The following is a 15826-nucleotide window of genomic DNA, read 5'->3' as shown; positions in this document are numbered from 1 at the left end:
AACGCCCTTTTCCCTCAATCGGGTAGGGAGGGTAATGACACGGCTTCGCCTCGCGCTCATCAACGCGGCACACGAGGCACAGGACACGAGCCGGAACTTCCGTCGGGAGCTCGACGCCGACCTCGCGGAGTTCCGCGCCGCACAGGGGGAGCTCCCGCCGGATTTCGACTTCGACGGTATCGTCGTCACCGGCTCCCGTTCGTCGGTCTACTGGGACGAGGAGTGGATCGAGCCGACGAAGGCGTGGGTCGGGGAGGCGCTCGACCGGGGGCTCCCCGCGCTCGGCATCTGTTACGGTCACCAGCTGCTCGCCGACGTGCTCGGCGGCACCGTCGAGGACATGGGCGACTACGAGATCGGGTATCGCACCGTCCAGAAGACGGCCGACTCACCCCTCTTAGCCGACGTGGACGAGGAGTTCCTCGTCTTCACGACCCACTCGGATACGGTCTCGGAGCTCCCGCCGGGCGCGACGCTCATCGCGGAGAACGACTTCGGCGTCCACGGCTTCCAGCACGGCCACGTCTTCGGCCTCCAGTCGCACCCCGAGTACGACGTGGAGACGGCGCGGGCCATCACGGAGTCGAAGGACCTCGACGAGGCGAAGAAACGGGCCGTCCTCGACGGCATCACCGAGGAGAACTACGCGACCGCGAGCCGGTCGAAACGCGTCTTCGACAACTTCCTCGCGTACGTGCGTGAGGTGCGGGCGGAGCGACAGGCCGTCTAGGCCGCTCAGGCGAGGATATCCACTTCGTAGCCGTGGGCCTCCAGCGCCTCGATGAGTTTCGCGACGTGCTCGTGCCCCCGGGTCTCGAGGTCCAACTCGACCTCGGCGTCGTTCATCGCCAGGTCGCGGGAGGTGCGGTCGTGCTGAATCCCGTAGATGTTGGCCTTGGCGTCGGCGATGACGTCGATGAGCTCGCGGAGCGCGCCGGGGCGGTCCTTGAGTACGGTCCTGATTTTGAGGTAGCGGCCGTCCTCCACGAGCCCCCGCATGATGACGGTCGTGAGGACGTTCAGGTCGATGTTCCCGCCGCACAGCGCGGGGACGATGACCTCCCCCTCCTCGTAGTCGAACGTGTCCTCCAGCAGGGCGGCGAGCGCGACGGCCCCCGCCCCCTCGACGAGCGTCTTCGAGCGTTCGAGCAGTTCGACGAGCGCCGTCGCGATCTGTGAGTCGGAGACGGTGACGACCTCGTCGACCCGTCGTTGAATCACCTCGAACGTCTGCTCCCCGACCGTCCGGACGGCGATACCGTCGGCGATAGTGTCCACCTGGTCGCGGGTGACGCGCTCACCTTTCTGGAGCGACTCGGCGACGGAGGAGGCCCCCTCGGCCTGCACCCCGATGACGCGGGCCTCCGGGCGGTGGGCCTTCACCGCGGTGGCGATACCGGAGATGAGCCCCCCGCCGCCGATGGGGACGACGACGGTGTCCACCTCGGGGCAGTCCTCGACGATCTCGAGGCCGATGGTCCCCTGCCCGGCCATGACGGCCTCGTCGTCGAACGCGTGGATGTAGGTGCGCCCCTCCCGCTCTTCGAGTTCGTGGGCCTTCGCCTGTGCCGCGTCGTAGTCCGGGCCGTGGAGGATGACCTCGGCGCCGTAGTCCCGGGTGGCGTTCACCTTCGAGATGGGGGCGTGTTCGGGCATGACGATCTTCGAGTCGATCCCCAGCCGGGAGGCCGCGAGCGCGACCCCCTGCGCGTGGTTGCCGGCGCTGGCGGTGACGACCCCGGCCTCGCGCTCCTCGTCGGTGAGCTGGGCGAGCCGGTTGGCCGCCCCGCGGATCTTGAAGGAGCCGGTGCGCTGGAGGTTCTCGAGTTTCAGATACACCTCCGCTCCGGTGCGCGCGGAGAAGGTGTGCGAGTAGTCGAGGGGGGTGTGGCGGGCCACCTCGCTTACGCGCTGGCGAGCCGCTAACACGTCGGCAACGTCGAGCATACCCACGGCTACCTGTGGGTGGCTGGTATGTCTTCCGGCAAAAGGGGAAGGAGCGTGTGTGCACCTGAACACGGGGGCCGGATTGGCATAAACCCCCGCCATGCGGAGTGAAAGTGAAACCGCACGAGGGGAGTGCCGCGCGTGAGCCGTCTGACGCCCGCGTGACGCTCAGTTCACCGGGATGTTCGTCCCGCCCGTCTCGGGGTCGCGCTTCGGGAGCGTCACGGTGAGCACGCCGTTGTTGTAGCTCGCGGACGCATCCGACTCCGCGACCGGGTCCGGGAGCGTGACCGACCGGGAGAGCGACGCGGTCGAACGCTCGCGGTGGAGGTAGTCCGTCTCCTCCTCCTCGGTCGACTCCTCACGGGTCGCCCGCAGGGTGAGCGTGTTGTTCTCCACCTGCACCTCGATGTCGTCACGCTCGAAGCCGGGGAGGTCGGCGGTGACGACGTACGCGTCGTCCGCGTCCTCCACGTCGATGGAGATGCTCCCCGGGAGCGAGGAGTCGAGTTCGCCGAAACCGCGGTTCAGCTGCTCGAACATCCGCTCGGTCTCCTCGAATGGATTGCGTCGAGTCATGGTTGCACCGGGGAGATAGGGGCCGAAATCTGATAAAAGGTCGAGGCTCCCCGGCTCAGTAGAGGACGTGTTTCGTGTCGTACGAGCCGAGCACGCGCACCCACCCCTGCTCGGCGAGCGATTCGAGCTCCGCGACCGCCTCCTTCGTGCGGTCCTCGTACATCCCCGCCTCCACGTCGATGTGGAAGACGTAGTCGCCGAGCCGTTCGCCCGAGGGGCGCGACTCCACCCGCGAGAGGTTGATATCGCGCTCGGCGAACGGTTCGAGGAGACGGAGGAGCAGCCCCGGGTAGTTCTGGTTCGGGTAGACGACGAAAGAGGACTTCCCGCCGGCGTCGGTGCGCTCCGTCTCCGGCGCGAGCACGAGAAAGCGCGTCGCGTTCGACGTCTTGTCCTGGATGTCCTCGGCGAGCACCTGCAGGTCGTCGCCCGCGTTGTCGGGGTGGCCGATGGCGGCCACGTCCGGGTCCTCGCGGGCGTGCTGGACCCCTCTCGCGGTGGAGGCGACGGCCTCCATCCGGGCGTCGGGGTACTCCGTCTCGAGGTAGCTCCGGCACTGCGCCAGCGCCTGCGCGTGGGAGGCCACGACGGAGAACTCCGACCGCTGGGCGATGAGCGCGTGGCGGATGGGGGTGACGAGCTCCTGGACCACGGAGACGTTCCACTCCGCGAGCGCGTCGAGCGACTCCGTGACGGAGCCCTCGATGCTGTTCTCGATGGGGACGACGCCGCGGTCGTACGCGCCGCCGGCGACCCCCTCGACGATCCCCGTCACGCTTTCGGTGAACTCGATGTCGTCCGCGACCGCACGCGCCGCGCGATGGGAGTAGGTGCCTTCCGGGCCGAGCGTGAGCGCTTTCATCGAGAGTGGGTATCAGGCGGGGCGTGAAAAGCGAATCGGCGGCGTCACCGGTCCGTGATTCGCGCCTCGCCGCGCGGTTCGAACCCCGCGACGGCGTCGAGGAAGGCCGTCTTGTAGCTCGCGGGACCCTGATACACCCCTTCCTCGGCCGCGCGCTCACCCGCGAGGCCGAAGGCGAGCGTGCCCGCGAGCGCGGCCTCCAGCGGGTCGTCCATCGCCGCGGCGAAGACGGCGAGCGTGACGCCGAGCATACAGCCGGTGCCGACGACCCGTCCCATCAACTCGTGGCCGGCCTCGATTTCATAGGCCTCCTCGGCGGTCGCGACCACGTCGGTCACGCCGGAGGCGACGACGACCGCATCCGTGGCCTCGGCACACGCCTTCGCCGCGGCGGTGATGTCGTCGTACTCGCCCACCGATTCGACCCCTCGCACCTCCGCGGCCTCGCCCGCGAGCATCGACACCTCGCCGTAGTTCCCCTTCACGATGGAGACGTCCAACTCCGTGACGAGCCGTTCCGCCACCCGGTTTCTGGTGGGCGTCGCCCCCACGCCCACGGGGTCGACGACGAGCGGAACCCCCTGCTCGTTGGCCGCCGCGCCAGCGGTGAGCATGGTGGCCTCCCCGTCCTCGCTGACGGTGCCCATGTTGAGGAGGACGCCCTGCGCCGCGGCGACCATATCGGCCACCTCGCGCTCGTCGTCGGACATCACGGGGAGCGCCCCCCAGTGGAGCGTGATGTTCGCCACGTCGTTCACCGTCACCTCGTTCGTCACGGAGTTGATGAGCGGTTCCGTCTCCCGAACGGCCGAGAGGGCCGCCTCGAGGTCGGGAGTCATGCCGGCACCCCCACGGCCGCGGCCAACTCGCGCGTGGCGGCTTCGGGGTCCGCGGCCTGCGTGATCGCGGAGATGACGGCCACGCCGTCCGCCCCGGCCTCGACCACCGAGGACGCGTTCTCGGCCGTGATACCCCCGATACCGACGAACGGGAGGTCCGTGGCTTCGCGGATGGCCCGCACCCGGTCGAGCCCGATCTCCGTCGACTCCTCCTCGACGTCCTTCGACCCGGTGGCGAACACCGCCCCGACGCCGAGATAGTCGGCCCCTGCGCGTTCGGCGGCCTTCGCCCCCGCGACGGTGGAGACGGACCGACCGATGATGGCATCGGGCCCGAGCTGCTCGCGGGCCACGCCGACCGGCAGGTCGTCGTCCCCGAGATGGACGCCGTCCGCACCGAGCGCGCGGGCGAGGTCCACCCGGTCGTTCACGAGGAAGGTGACCCCCGCCTCGCGGGTGCGCTCGCGGAGCTCCCGGCCGACCGCGAGCCGTTCGCGGACGGGGAGCCCCTTCTCGCGGAGCTGGACCACGTCGACCCCGCCGGCGATGGCGGCCTCGACCACTTCGGGCGTCGACCGCGCGGAGTGGCTCGCCTGCGTGACGAGATACGTGTTGAGATTCATGAGTGGTACTATCGAGTGATGCCACAAAGACGTTCGGGTCGCTGGGGGGTCGAAAACGAGGGAGAAACGCTGCAGATTACCGATTCAGCGTGTGAATCGCGTGGCCGCGCGCGTTCGCGGCGGCCTCCATCACGGCCTCCGCGAGCGTCGGGTGCGTGTGGATGGTGGACGCCACGTCCTCCAGTTGCGCGCCCATCTCGATGGCTAAGCCGAGTTCGGCGACCAACTCGGAGGCCTCCGCGCCGACGATCTGCGCGCCGAGGATGAACTCCGTCTCCGCGTCCGCGACGATGCGGACGAACCCGTCCGATTCGCCCAGCGTGAGCGCGCGACCCGAGGCGTTCATCGGCATCTTGCCGACGACGGGCTCGAAGCCCGCGTCCTCGGCCTCGGCTTCGGTCATCCCCACGGTCCCGATCTCGGGGTCCGTGAACACCGCGGCGGGGTACGCCTGGTAGTCGAGCGCGGACGGCTCGCCGGCGATGACCTCCGCCGCGACCTCACCCTCCTTCGAGGCGACGTGCGCGAGCATGGGCTCGCCGGCCACGTCGCCCACCGCGTGGATGTGGTCCACGTTCGTGCGGGCCTCGTGGTCCGTCGGGATGAACCCCTTCTCGTCCGTCTCGACGCCCGCAGCCTCGAGGTTCAGTGAATCCGAGACGGGGGCGCGACCGACCGCGACGAACACCTTGTCGCCCTCGTAGGTCGACTGCTCGCCGTCCTCCGTCTCCGTGGTGACGCGGACGCCGTCGCCCGCCTGCTCCCAGTCCTTCGCACCCTCGCCGAACTGGAACTCGATGCCCAGCGATTCGGCGTGCGTGCGGACGACGCGTTTCACGTCCGACTCGTACCCTGGCAAGACGTCGTCGAGCATCTCGACCACGGTGACGTCGGTGCCGAGTTTCGCGAAGACGGTGGAGAGCTCCATCCCGATGTAGCCAGCCCCGACGACGACGAGCTTCTCCGGGATGGTCTCTAATTCGAGGGCCTCCTTCGAGGAGAGGACGTGCTCGCCGTCGAACGCGAAGTTGGGAATCTGGATGGGACGCGACCCGGTCGAGATGATGCAGTGTTCGAACTCGATGGACTCGCTTCCCTGCCCTTCGCCGCCGTGGGCGACGCGGACCTTGTTCGCATCGGCGAACGTCGCCGTCCCCTGGACGAGGTTGACGCCGTTGGCCTTACAGAGCTTCTCGACGCCGCCCGTGAGCTGGTCGACCACGCCGTTTTTCCACGACTGCATCCCCTTCATGTCGACGGCGGGGTCGGCGTGGATACCCATTTCTTCAGCAGTGGCGGCATCGTACGCCACGTCCGTCGCGGTGATGAGCGCCTTCGAGGGGATACACCCGCGGTTCAGGCAGGCGCCACCGTAGGCGTCCTTCTCGACGAGCGTCGTGTCGAGTCCGAGTTGTGCAGCGCGGATGGCGGCGACGTAGCCGCCCGGACCCGCACCGATGACCAGTACCTCCGTTCCAGTCGAGATATCTCCGACAACCATTATTCTAACAGGAGCAGTTCAGGGGTTTCGAGGTACTGCTTGACCACGTTCGCGAACTGTGCGGCGTCGGCGCCGTCGATGACCCGATGGTCGATGGAGAGGGAGATGGTCATCACCTTGCGAGGGACCACCTCTCCATCAATCACGCGGGGCTTCTCCTTGATGGCGCCCAGCCCGAGAATCGCCGTCTCGGGGTAGTTGATGATGGGCGTGGCGTACTCCCCGCCGATGGCGCCGAAGTTGGTGATGGTGAACGTGCCGCCCTGCATCTCCTCACGGGAGATGCTGCGGTCACGCGCCTTCGCGACGAGCTCGTTCATGTCGCTCGCGATGTCGAGCAGCCCTTTCGAGTCCACGTCGTCCACGACGGGGACCATCAGGCCCGCGTCGGTGGCGACGGCGATGCCGATGTTGTAATACAGTTTCTTGATGATCTCCCCGTTCTCCTCGTCCAGCGTGGAGTTGAGGATGGGGAACTGCCGGAGCCCGGCGACGACGGCCTTCATCACGAACGGCATGTACGAGAGCTTGTAGCCGCGCTCCTCCGCGACACCCTTCAGCCGCGAACGGGCCTCCACGAGCTCCGTCACGTCGATCTCGTCGTGGTGGGTGACGTGGGGTGCCGTGTACTTCGACTTCGCCATCTGGTTGCCGATGGTCCGGCGGATCCCCTTGTACGCCTCGCGCTCCTCGCGCGGGCCGGTCGCGCCGGTCGCGGCCTCTGCGGCGTCGGCTGCTTGCGCGGCCTGCATCGCCTCGGCGTACTCACGCACGGCCTCGGGCGTGACGAACGGCTTGCCGTCCTTCTCCTCCTCGGTGGGAACGTCGTTGAGTTCGACGCCCAGCTCGTCGGCCAGCGAGCGGGTCGCCGGCGCGGCGAGCGTCTTGTCGCGACCCGCCCGTTCGACGGAGGAGGGGACCTGCGAGGGAGCCGACGCGGGCTTCCCCGTCCCGGCCTCGTCGGCCTCGTCGGTGACCTTCTTCGTCGCCGATTTCACGGCCTGCTCGGGTTCTTCCTCCTCATCCTCCTCGGCCGCAGCGCGCACGTCACCCTCGGTGACGCGACCGCCGGGGCCGGAGCCGGACACACTCTGGATGTCGACGCCCAGTTCGCGGGCGAGCCGACGGGCGGAGGGGGCGGCGAAGACGCGGCCACCCTTCGCGGAGGACTCCTCCTCGGCTTCCTCCTCGACCTCCGAGACCGCGGAGACGGCGGACTCGACCTCCTCGTCGCTCTCGCTGGTGTCGGCCTCGGCAGCGCCAGCGTCGTCCTCACCCTCGACATTGAACGTGATGATGACGTCGCCGACGGGGACCATCTCACCCTCCTCCGCGAGGATCTCGCGGACCGTCCCGTTGACGGGGGAGGGGACCTCTACGACTGCCTTGTCCGTCTCGACCTCGGCGACGGGCATATCTTCGGAGACCGCGTCGCCCTCGCTCACGAGCCAGGTGACGATCTCGGCCTCGGTCAGCCCCTCGCCGACGTCGGGGAGTTTGAACTCTCGAACCATCAGTAGTCCACCGCCTCGCGGATGCCGTCGATGATGCGGGCCGGCTCGGGGAGGTAGTAGTCCTCCAGCGCGTACAGCGGGAACGGCGTGTCGAAGCCGGTGATGCGCGTGACGGGCGCCTCCTGGTACGCGAGCGCTTCCTCCTGGATCGTCGCCGTGATCTCGCCGGCGAGCCCGCCCGTCTTGGGCGCCTCGTGGACGACGACGGCGCGACCGGTCTTCTTGAACGACTCGACGATGGTCTCGGTGTCCATCGGCGAGAGCGTCCGGAGGTCGACGACCTCCACGTCGATATCGCCGTCGAGTTCCTCGGCGGCCTCCAGCGTCGGACGGGTCATCGCCCCCCACGTGAACACGGAGACGTCCGAGCCCTCGCGGCGCACGGCGGCCTCGCCGAGCGGGACGGTGTAGGTCTCGTCCGGGACCTCCTCGCGGAACGCGCGGTAGATGAGCTTGGGTTCGAGGAAGACGACCGGGTCGGGGTCGCGGATCGCACTCGCGAGCAGCCCCTTCGTGTCGTACGGCGTCGAGGGGACGACGACCTTCAGGCCGGCCTCGTGGACGTAGAACGCCTCCTTCGACTCGGAGTGGTGCTCCGGGGCGCGGATGCCGCCGCCGTAGGGCGCACGGACCACGAGCGGGCAGGAGAACCGCCCGCGCGAGCGGGTTCGCAGCCGCGCCGCGTGCGAGATCAGCTGGTCGAACGCCGGGTACATGAACCCGGAGAACTGCATCTCGGGGACCGGCCGCATCCCGTAGGCGGCCATCCCGATGGCGGTGCCCATGATACCGGCCTCCGCCAGCGGCGTGTCGATGACGCGGTCGTCACCGAACTCGTCCCAGAGGCCCTGCGTGGCCCGGAACACCCCGCCGTTCTTCCCGACGTCCTCGCCCATGACGATGACGTCCTCGTCGCGCTGCATCTCGCCGTAGAGCCCGTCCCGAACCGCCTGGACGAGCGTGAGGTTCTGTGAACTCATTCTAGTAGCTCCTCGTCGCCGTGCGTCTCACGAAGCCGCCGCAGGTACTCACGCTGTTCCTGCAGGCGCTTCGGCATCTCCGCGTAGACGTACTCGAAGATGTCGTCCGGGTTGGGTCGCTCGTACGCCTCGGCCGTCTCGATGGCGTCCGCGACCTCCTCTTCGATGCCCGCGTCGATCTCCTCGATGCGGGCGTCGTCGAGCACCCCCTGTTTCACCAGGTACGTCTCCAGCCGTGGAATCGGGTCCTTCGCCTTCCACTTCTCGACCTCGTCGTCCTCGCGGTAGACGGTGGGGTCGTCCGCGGTGGTGTGCGCGCCGAAGCGGTACTGGACCGCCTCGATGAGCGTGGGGCGCCGCTCGCCCTCCTGCGGGTGCTTGGCCTTGTCGATGGCCGCCTTCGTCACCTTGTAGACGGCGAGCGGGTCCATCCCGTCTACCTGCACGCCCTCGAACCCGTAGGCGATTGCCTTCTGGGCAATCGTTTCCGAGGCCGTCTGGCGCTCCCGGGGAACCGAGATCGCCCACTGGTTGTTGTTACAGAAGAACACCGCGGGGACGTCGAAGACGCCGGCGAAGTTGAGCCCCTCGTGGAAGTCACCTTCCGAGGTGGCCCCGTCGCCGAAGTAGCACATGAACGCCTCGTCGTTCCCCTTCAGTTTGGAGGCCCACGCCAGCCCCGCGGCGTGGATGACCTGCGTCGCGATGGGGACCGCGACGGGGAAGATGTTGAGGTCCTCCAGTTGGTTCCCGCGCTCGTCACCCATCCAGTAGCGGAGCGTCTGGTCCAGCCGGAGGCCGTGGACGTACGCCGCCCCGTGCTCCCGGTAGGAGGGCACGAGCCAGTCCTCGTCGGCGAGGGCGGTGGCGGAGGCGATCTGCGCCCCCTCCTGCCCCGAGAGCGGGGGGTACGTCCCCATCCGGCCCTGCCGCTGGAGGCTCACCGCGCGCTGGTCGAAGTGGCGCGCGAGCTTCATGTTCCGGTACATCTCGACCATCTCCTCATCGCTCAGGTCGGGAACGGTCGCACCCTCGACGACCTCACCGTTCTCGTCGAGAATCCGTACCTGTTCCGAGGGGTCACGCTGTAGTGTGCTCACGGCAGCACCCTCCGTCCTGACATGAGCGAAAAATCCGTTGCATCGATTATAGGGTTTTCGTAAATACCTTTCTCTGCATGCCAGAATTGCCCAGAGTCCGTGACGCGTGTCCAGAAATCGGGGGGCAGAGCGGACGAGAACGTGCCGTTCGTCCATATCAGCTGACGAACACGGGTTCCCGGGGCGTGTGCACACGTGACTCGGTAGAAGGGCGACGGATGGTGATTCCGCCCGCGTGCGAGGGATAACGAGGGAGCGCGGGGGCGCGGGGGTGACGGACGGGCAGCAGCACCCAGCTACGCGGCGTTCGCCGCCTCCCGCGCCTCCTCCACCGATTTCCCCTCCCGAAGCAGCGCCTCGACGAAGAACTCCCCCGCCTTGAACGACGAGCGGACCATCGGCCCCGAGGCGCAGTAGAGGAAGCCGAACTCCTCCTCGGCGACCCGTTTCCACACGTCGAAGGTGTCCGGGTGGACATAATCAAAGACTTCGAGGTGGCTCCGCGACGGCTGGAGATACTGCCCGAAGGTGACGATGTCGACGCCGATCTCGTGCAGGTCGGAGACGGTCTGGTACACCTCGTGGTCATACTCGCCGACGCCGAGCATGAGCGAGGTCTTGGTGTAGATGTCGGACTCCTCGTGGACCTGTTCGAGCACGGAGAGGGACTGCTCGTAGTTCGCGCGGCGGTCCCGGACGGGCCACTGGAGTCGCTCCACCGTCTCGACGTTGTGCGCGATGACGTCCGGCTCGGCGTCGATGATCTTGCGTACGTCGTCGGGGTCGCCCTGGAAGTCGGGGATCAGCACCTCGACGAGGATGGAGGCGTCGCGTTCCTTGATCTCGCGGATGGTCTGCGCGAAGTGCGCGGCACCCCCGTCCTCCAGGTCGTCGCGGTCGACGCTCGTGAGGACGACGTAGTCCAGCCCGATCTCGGCGACGGCGCTGGCGACGTTCGCGGGCTCGTCGGGGTCGAGCGGTTCCATCCCGCCCGTTTTCACGTCACAGAAGTTACAGCCCCGCGAACAGCGGTCGCCCATCAGCATGAACGTGGCCGTGCCGGGGCCGTTGCGGCCGCTCCAGCAGTCGCCCATGTTCGGGCAGGAGGCCTCCTCACAGACGGTGTGGAGGTCGTACTCGCGGAGCGTCCGTTTGATGTCGGTGAAGCGCTCGCCCGACGGGGGCCGCATCTTCAGCCAGTCGGGCTTCCGCGAACGGCTCATACCCGCACCTTCGGCCCGCAGGGCAAAAGGGTACGGCTTTGCGGCGGGTGGACGGGTGTCCAGCAGGGCTATGCTCGCTCGGCGTGAGCCCCGACCATGCGCATCTCGGTCATCGGCAGTGGGAGCCCCAGTGAGGAAGCCGCAGCGCACGCCCGCGAGGTGGGACGGCTGCTCGCGGAGCGGGGCCACACCGTCGTCTGCGGGGGGCTGTGCGGCGTGATGGAGGCCGCGTGTCGCGGGGCCCGCGAGGAAGGAGGCGAGACCATCGGCATCCTCCCGACCGACCGGCTCGCGGACGCGAACCCCTACGTCACCACCCCCATCGCGACGGGGATGGGGAACGCGAGGAACGTCCTCGTCGTGCTGAACGGCCAGGGGGTCATCGCCGTCTCGGGGGCGACGGGGACGCTCTCGGAGCTCGGCCACGCGCTGGATTTCGGCAGACCCGTCGCGGGGCTCGGCACCCACGAGCTCACCCTCGAGGGGTTCGAGGCAGTCGGGACTCCCGAGGAGGCGGTGGAGTCGGTCGAACGCCGGGTGCAGGGCGACGCCCCGCACCGGCAGTAGCTCGCGGAACGGAAATCGGGTAGAACCGCCGCGTCGGCCGGGTGATGCCCACGGGGTCGGCGACGCAGCGGGGATGGTGCGGCACCGGGACAGGGTGTGCCACCCATCCTTTAGGCTGGCCTAAAACATAATAAATCGTTCGGTGTCGCACGGTGGAGACAGCGGTACTGGTATGGGGGTCCCTCGCGTACCTGTCGGTATGAGTGTACAGGGGGGAGAGGAGCGAGGCCCGGACGGCGAGAGTCCCCCCGTGCGCGTGCTCCACGTCGACGACGACCCGGCGTTTCTCACCGTGTCGAAACGCCTGCTCGAGGAGACGCAGGCAGGAGGGGAGATCGAGGTCGTCACCGCGGAGGGGATGGAAGCCGGGCTCGACCGACTGGACGCCGAGCGGGTCGACTGTATCGTCTCGGACTACGAGATGCCCGGCGGCGACGGCCTCACCTTCCTCGCCCGCGTGCGCGAGACGTACCCCGACCTCCCGTTCATCCTCTTTACCGGCAAGGGAAGCGAGGAGGTGGCGAGCAAGGCCATCTCCGCCGGCGTCACCGACTACATCCAGAAGCGCCCCGGTGGCGAGCGATACGACCTGCTGGCGAACCGCATTCGGAACGCGGTGACGCGCGACCGCTCCGAGCGGGCGCTCGCGGAGCACACCCGACGGCTCCAGACGCTCATCGACAACCTCCCCGGCATCGTCTACCGCTGCCGGAACGAGCCGTCGTGGCCGATGGAGCAGGTCGAAGGCGAGTGCGAGGAGCTGACCGGCTACCCCGCCAGCGCGCTCGAGTCCGGGTCCGTCTCCTACGGCAGCGAGGTGGTCCACGAGGCGGACCGCGACCCGCTCTGGGAGGCGGTGCAGGCGGCGCTCGCCGACCGGGTCCCGTTCGAGATCACCTACCGGATCGTGACGAGCGACGGCGGGGTGAAGTGGGTCTGGGAACGCGGCCGCGGCATCTACGAGGGGGACGACCTGGTCGCGCTGGAGGGGTTCATCACCGACATCACCGACCGGAAGCGCCGCGAGGCCGAGCTAGAGACGATGGCGCTCCGGCTCGACGCCATCCTCGAGCACACGATGACGCCGATGTTCATGAAGAACGCCGAGGGGCGGTACGTCTTCACGAACCGGCAGTTCGAGACCCTGTTCGGCCTGGCGCCCGACGAGGCGGTCGGGCAGACGGACCACGAGCTGAACCCCGGACCGGTCGCCGACCAGGTCACGGCGAACGACCGGACCGTCCTCGAGTCGGGCGAGCCGCTGGAGGTCGAAGAGCGGGTCGACACCGACGAGGGCTCCCGGACCTACCTCAGCTCGAAGGTCCCCATCTACGAGCCGGACGGGACGGAGCCCGTCGCCGTCTTCGGCGTCGCCGTCGACATCACGGAGCTGAAAGCCCGCGAGGAGGAGCTGCGCCGGGAACGCGACCGGCTGGACGAGTTCGCCGCCATCGTCAGCCACGACCTCCGGAACCCGCTTTCCGTCGCCGCGGGGAACCTCGAGCTCCACCGCGACGAGTGTGACGACCCGCGGCTCGACACCATCGAGCGGGCGTACGACCGGATGCGCGAGCTCATCGAGGACCTCCTCGTCCTCGCGCGGCAGGGCCAGGGCGTCACCGACTTCGAGCCGGTGCGGCTCCGCGAGCTGACGACGACCTGCTGGGAGACGATCGAGACGCGCGACGCCGAGCTGGTGGTCGAAAGCGAGCGCGTCGTCCGGGCCGACCGCAACCGGCTCAGACAGCTCCTCGAGAACCTCTTCGCCAACGCGGTCACCCACGGCGGCGACGACGTGACCGTCACCGTCGGCGACCTCCCGGACGGCTTCTACGTCGCGGACACCGGGGACGGCATCCCCGAGGAGCACCACGGGAAGGTGTTCGACTCCGGCTACACCACGACCGACGGGGGGACGGGCTTCGGTCTCGCCATCGTCCGGTCCATCGCGGGCGCTCACGGCTGGACGGTGACGCTCACCGAGAGCGAGGCGGGGGGTGCCCGGTTCGAGATCACGGGGGTCGACCGACCCTGACCCGCACTACAGCGGACGGTGGGGGACGATCTCGGGGCCCTCACGGACGGTGGCGTCGACGCCGAACACGGCCGCGAGCAGTTCCTCCGTCACCACGTCGGCCGGCGGGCCCCAGTCGTACGGCGTCCCGTCCTGGAGCGCGATGATGTTGTCCGCGTAGCGTGCGGCCTGGGCGATGTCGTGGAGGACGATGCCGACCGTCACCCCGCGCTCGCGGTTCAGCGTCCGCACGGTCTCGAGGACGCCGAGCTGGTGCTGTAAGTCGAGGAACGTCGTCGGCTCGTCCAAGAGGAGTAAATCGGGGTCCTGTGCGAGCGTCATGGCGATCCACGCCAGCTGTTTCTGGCCACCGGAGAGCTCCCCGAGCTCGCTGTGGCGGAACTGCTCGACCCCCGCGAGCTCGATGGCGCGGTCGACGGCGGCGAGGTCGTCCGCCGAAAGGCCCTCGAGGAAGCCGCGGTGAGGGTAGCGGCCGTACTGGACGAGCGCCTCCACCGTCGTCGTGCTGGGGGAGTCGTGCTCCTGAGAGAGCAGCGCCAGCCGGCGGGCGAGCGCCTTCTTCCCCATCCCGTACACGTTCTCGCCGTCGAGTTCCACCTGGCCGGTCCAGGGTGCGAGCTGGCCCGACAGCGCCTTCAGGAGGGTCGACTTGCCGGAGCCGTTCGGGCCGACGAGGGCGGTGACCTCGCCCGCCGGGAGGACGACGTGGTCGCACTCCACGATGGGCTCGGTGTCGTAGCCGATGGTGAGGTCGGTGCCGACGAGGGTGGGGGCGTCCGTCGCCGTGTCGCTCTCGGCCACGGACCCCTCGGTCTCCGGCAGTTCCTCTCGTTCGGGGGAGTGTCGTGCGTCGCTCATAGCTCACCCAGCTGCTGGCGTTTGCGCATCAGATACAGGAAGTACGGGCCGCCGACGAGCCCGGTGACGATCCCCACCGGTAGTTGGGTGGGAGAGCCGAGGACGACCTCGAACGCCAGCCGCGCACCCACGTCGGCGACGACGAGGAGCGCGGGGCCGGCGAACGCACAGCCGACGAGCAGGCGCTTGTGGTCGCTGCCGACCACCGTCCGCACGGCGTGCGGGACGATGAGCCCGACGAAGCCGACGATGCCCGCGACGGCGACGGAGGCGGCCGCGGCGAGGATGCCGACCCCCGAGAGGATGAAACGGGTCCGTTCGACGCGCATCCCGAGTGCGCTGGCGGTCGACTCGCCAAGGAGGAGGACGTTGAGCTGGCGCGCGCCGACGAGCGCCGCGGGGAGGACGATGAGCGTCCACGGGAGGACGACCCGGACCTGCTCCCAGTCCACGCCCGTCAGGGAGCCGGTCGTCCACGCGACGGCTTGCTGGACGGTGCCCACGTCACCCGCGAAGAAGAACAGCGAGGTCTGCAGCGAGTTCAGGACGGTGCCGACGATGACCCCCGCGAGCACCAGTCTGACGGGGGAGGTGCCGCCCTTCCAGGCGATGGCGTAGACGACGAGGAAGGCGACAGTGCCCCCGACCGCCGCGGTGACGGGGAGGAGCGCGGCGAAGCTCGGGAAGACCACGAGGGTGAGGAGGATGGCGAACCCCGCTCCCGAGGAGACCCCGAGGATGAACGGGCTCGCGAGCTCGTTCTTCGTGACGGCCTGGAAGATGGCGCCCGACAGCGCGAGGTTCAGGCCGACGAACGCGGCGACGAGCACGCGCGGCATCCGGATGGTCCAGACGATGAGCGTCTCCTTCGAGAGGTCGTACGCCGTGGAGAACCCGAGGTCGGTCGCCAGCCCCTCTCCCAACAGAAGGGTGGCGAGCACGTTCGGGTTCGACCAGACGACGGGGTCGAAGACCGCCTGCCACGCCTGGCCGAGCGTCATCGAGAACGTCCCGAAGCTCACCTGAACGAGCCCGGCGAAGACGGTGAGGGCGAGGGCACCGCCGCACAGGCCGAGCAGCGTCGGGTCCACCCAGTCGAACCGGTCGAACGGGTGGCTCCCGCCCTCCGTCTCAGTCGCCATCGACGCCTCCCTCAGTGTCCATCTTGGTTTTAGGTTGCCCGAATTATTCAAAAGGG

At 68.6% G+C, this 15826-nt stretch carries 15 protein-coding genes; 3 read left to right on the top strand and 12 right to left on the bottom strand.

Translation table 11 applies throughout. The features are described from left to right. Nucleotides 1-34 precede the first annotated feature (34 nt). Complete coding sequence (locus ACQUQR_RS16660) at nt 35-730, top strand: type 1 glutamine amidotransferase (protein WP_435197523.1); 696 nt, start codon at nt 35-37, stop codon at nt 728-730. Between the two features lie 5 nt (nt 731-735). Here the strand turns inward: ACQUQR_RS16660 and ilvA are convergent, their stop codons facing one another. From ilvA to lipA, 10 genes are all read right to left on the bottom strand, one after another. Beyond that, the gene (ilvA, locus tag ACQUQR_RS16655) at nt 736-1947 is read right to left on the bottom strand and encodes a threonine ammonia-lyase (protein ID WP_435197522.1); all 1212 of its coding nucleotides are present in this window, start codon (nt 1945-1947) and stop codon (nt 736-738) included. A 168-nt stretch (nt 1948-2115) separates the two neighbouring features. Further along, on the bottom strand, nt 2116-2526 hold the full coding sequence (locus ACQUQR_RS16650; protein ID WP_435197521.1) for an Hsp20/alpha crystallin family protein: 411 nt from the start codon (nt 2524-2526) through the stop codon (nt 2116-2118). 55 nt (nt 2527-2581) lie between these two features. Beyond that, on the bottom strand, nt 2582-3388 hold the full coding sequence (gene pheA, locus ACQUQR_RS16645; RefSeq protein WP_435197520.1) for a prephenate dehydratase: 807 nt from the start codon (nt 3386-3388) through the stop codon (nt 2582-2584). A 44-nt stretch (nt 3389-3432) separates the two neighbouring features. Then, nucleotides 3433-4227 carry a hydroxyethylthiazole kinase gene (gene thiM / locus ACQUQR_RS16640; RefSeq protein ID WP_435197519.1) on the bottom strand — a complete coding sequence of 265 codons (795 nt, stop codon included), beginning with the start codon at nt 4225-4227 and terminating at the stop codon, nt 3433-3435. Next, nucleotides 4224-4850 carry a thiamine phosphate synthase gene (gene thiE / locus ACQUQR_RS16635; protein WP_435197518.1) on the bottom strand — a complete coding sequence of 209 codons (627 nt, stop codon included), beginning with the start codon at nt 4848-4850 and terminating at the stop codon, nt 4224-4226. The genes thiM and thiE overlap by 4 nt, the downstream gene beginning before the upstream one ends. Before the next feature lie 76 nt (nt 4851-4926). Beyond that, a complete protein-coding gene (gene lpdA, locus ACQUQR_RS16630; RefSeq protein WP_435197517.1) occupies nt 4927-6351 on the bottom strand; it encodes a dihydrolipoyl dehydrogenase in 1425 nt (474 codons plus the stop codon). Then, the gene (locus tag ACQUQR_RS16625) at nt 6351-7865 is read right to left on the bottom strand and encodes a dihydrolipoamide acetyltransferase family protein (RefSeq protein ID WP_435197516.1); all 1515 of its coding nucleotides are present in this window, start codon (nt 7863-7865) and stop codon (nt 6351-6353) included. The genes lpdA and ACQUQR_RS16625 overlap by 1 nt, the downstream gene beginning before the upstream one ends. Continuing rightward, on the bottom strand, nt 7865-8845 hold the full coding sequence (locus ACQUQR_RS16620; protein WP_435197514.1) for an alpha-ketoacid dehydrogenase subunit beta: 981 nt from the start codon (nt 8843-8845) through the stop codon (nt 7865-7867). Before ACQUQR_RS16620 ends, ACQUQR_RS16625 begins: the two co-directional genes overlap by 1 nt. Next, on the bottom strand, nt 8842-9945 hold the full coding sequence (gene pdhA, locus ACQUQR_RS16615; protein ID WP_435197513.1) for a pyruvate dehydrogenase (acetyl-transferring) E1 component subunit alpha: 1104 nt from the start codon (nt 9943-9945) through the stop codon (nt 8842-8844). The genes ACQUQR_RS16620 and pdhA overlap by 4 nt, the downstream gene beginning before the upstream one ends. A gap of 296 nt (nt 9946-10241) precedes the next feature. Then, complete coding sequence (gene lipA / locus ACQUQR_RS16610) at nt 10242-11168, bottom strand: lipoyl synthase (protein ID WP_435197511.1); 927 nt, start codon at nt 11166-11168, stop codon at nt 10242-10244. A 96-nt stretch (nt 11169-11264) separates the two neighbouring features. Between lipA and ACQUQR_RS16605 the strand changes: the two genes are divergently transcribed. Further along, the gene (locus ACQUQR_RS16605; RefSeq protein WP_435197510.1) at nt 11265-11735 is read left to right on the top strand and encodes a TIGR00725 family protein; all 471 of its coding nucleotides are present in this window, start codon (nt 11265-11267) and stop codon (nt 11733-11735) included. Nucleotides 11736-11934: 199 nt separating this feature from the next. Then, entirely contained in the window at nt 11935-13770 is a 1836-nt protein-coding gene (locus ACQUQR_RS16600; RefSeq protein ID WP_435197509.1) for a PAS domain S-box protein, read from the top strand. Between the two features lie 6 nt (nt 13771-13776). Here the strand turns inward: ACQUQR_RS16600 and ACQUQR_RS16595 are convergent, their stop codons facing one another. Both ACQUQR_RS16595 and ACQUQR_RS16590 read right to left on the bottom strand, forming a co-directional pair. After that, nucleotides 13777-14628, bottom strand: a complete 852-nt coding sequence (locus ACQUQR_RS16595) for an ABC transporter ATP-binding protein (protein WP_435197508.1) — start codon at nt 14626-14628, stop codon at nt 13777-13779. Then, nucleotides 14625-15770 carry a FecCD family ABC transporter permease gene (locus ACQUQR_RS16590; RefSeq protein ID WP_435197507.1) on the bottom strand — a complete coding sequence of 382 codons (1146 nt, stop codon included), beginning with the start codon at nt 15768-15770 and terminating at the stop codon, nt 14625-14627. The genes ACQUQR_RS16595 and ACQUQR_RS16590 overlap by 4 nt, the downstream gene beginning before the upstream one ends. Nucleotides 15771-15826: the final 56 nt, after the last annotated feature.

The sequence above is a fragment of the Natronomonas sp. EA1 genome (assembly GCF_051195035.1).
GTDB lineage: Archaea > Halobacteriota > Halobacteria > Halobacteriales > Haloarculaceae > JBNTJV01.
The sequence above is the reverse complement of the archived record's forward strand: the minus strand, read 5'-3'. Positions and strand labels throughout refer to the sequence as shown.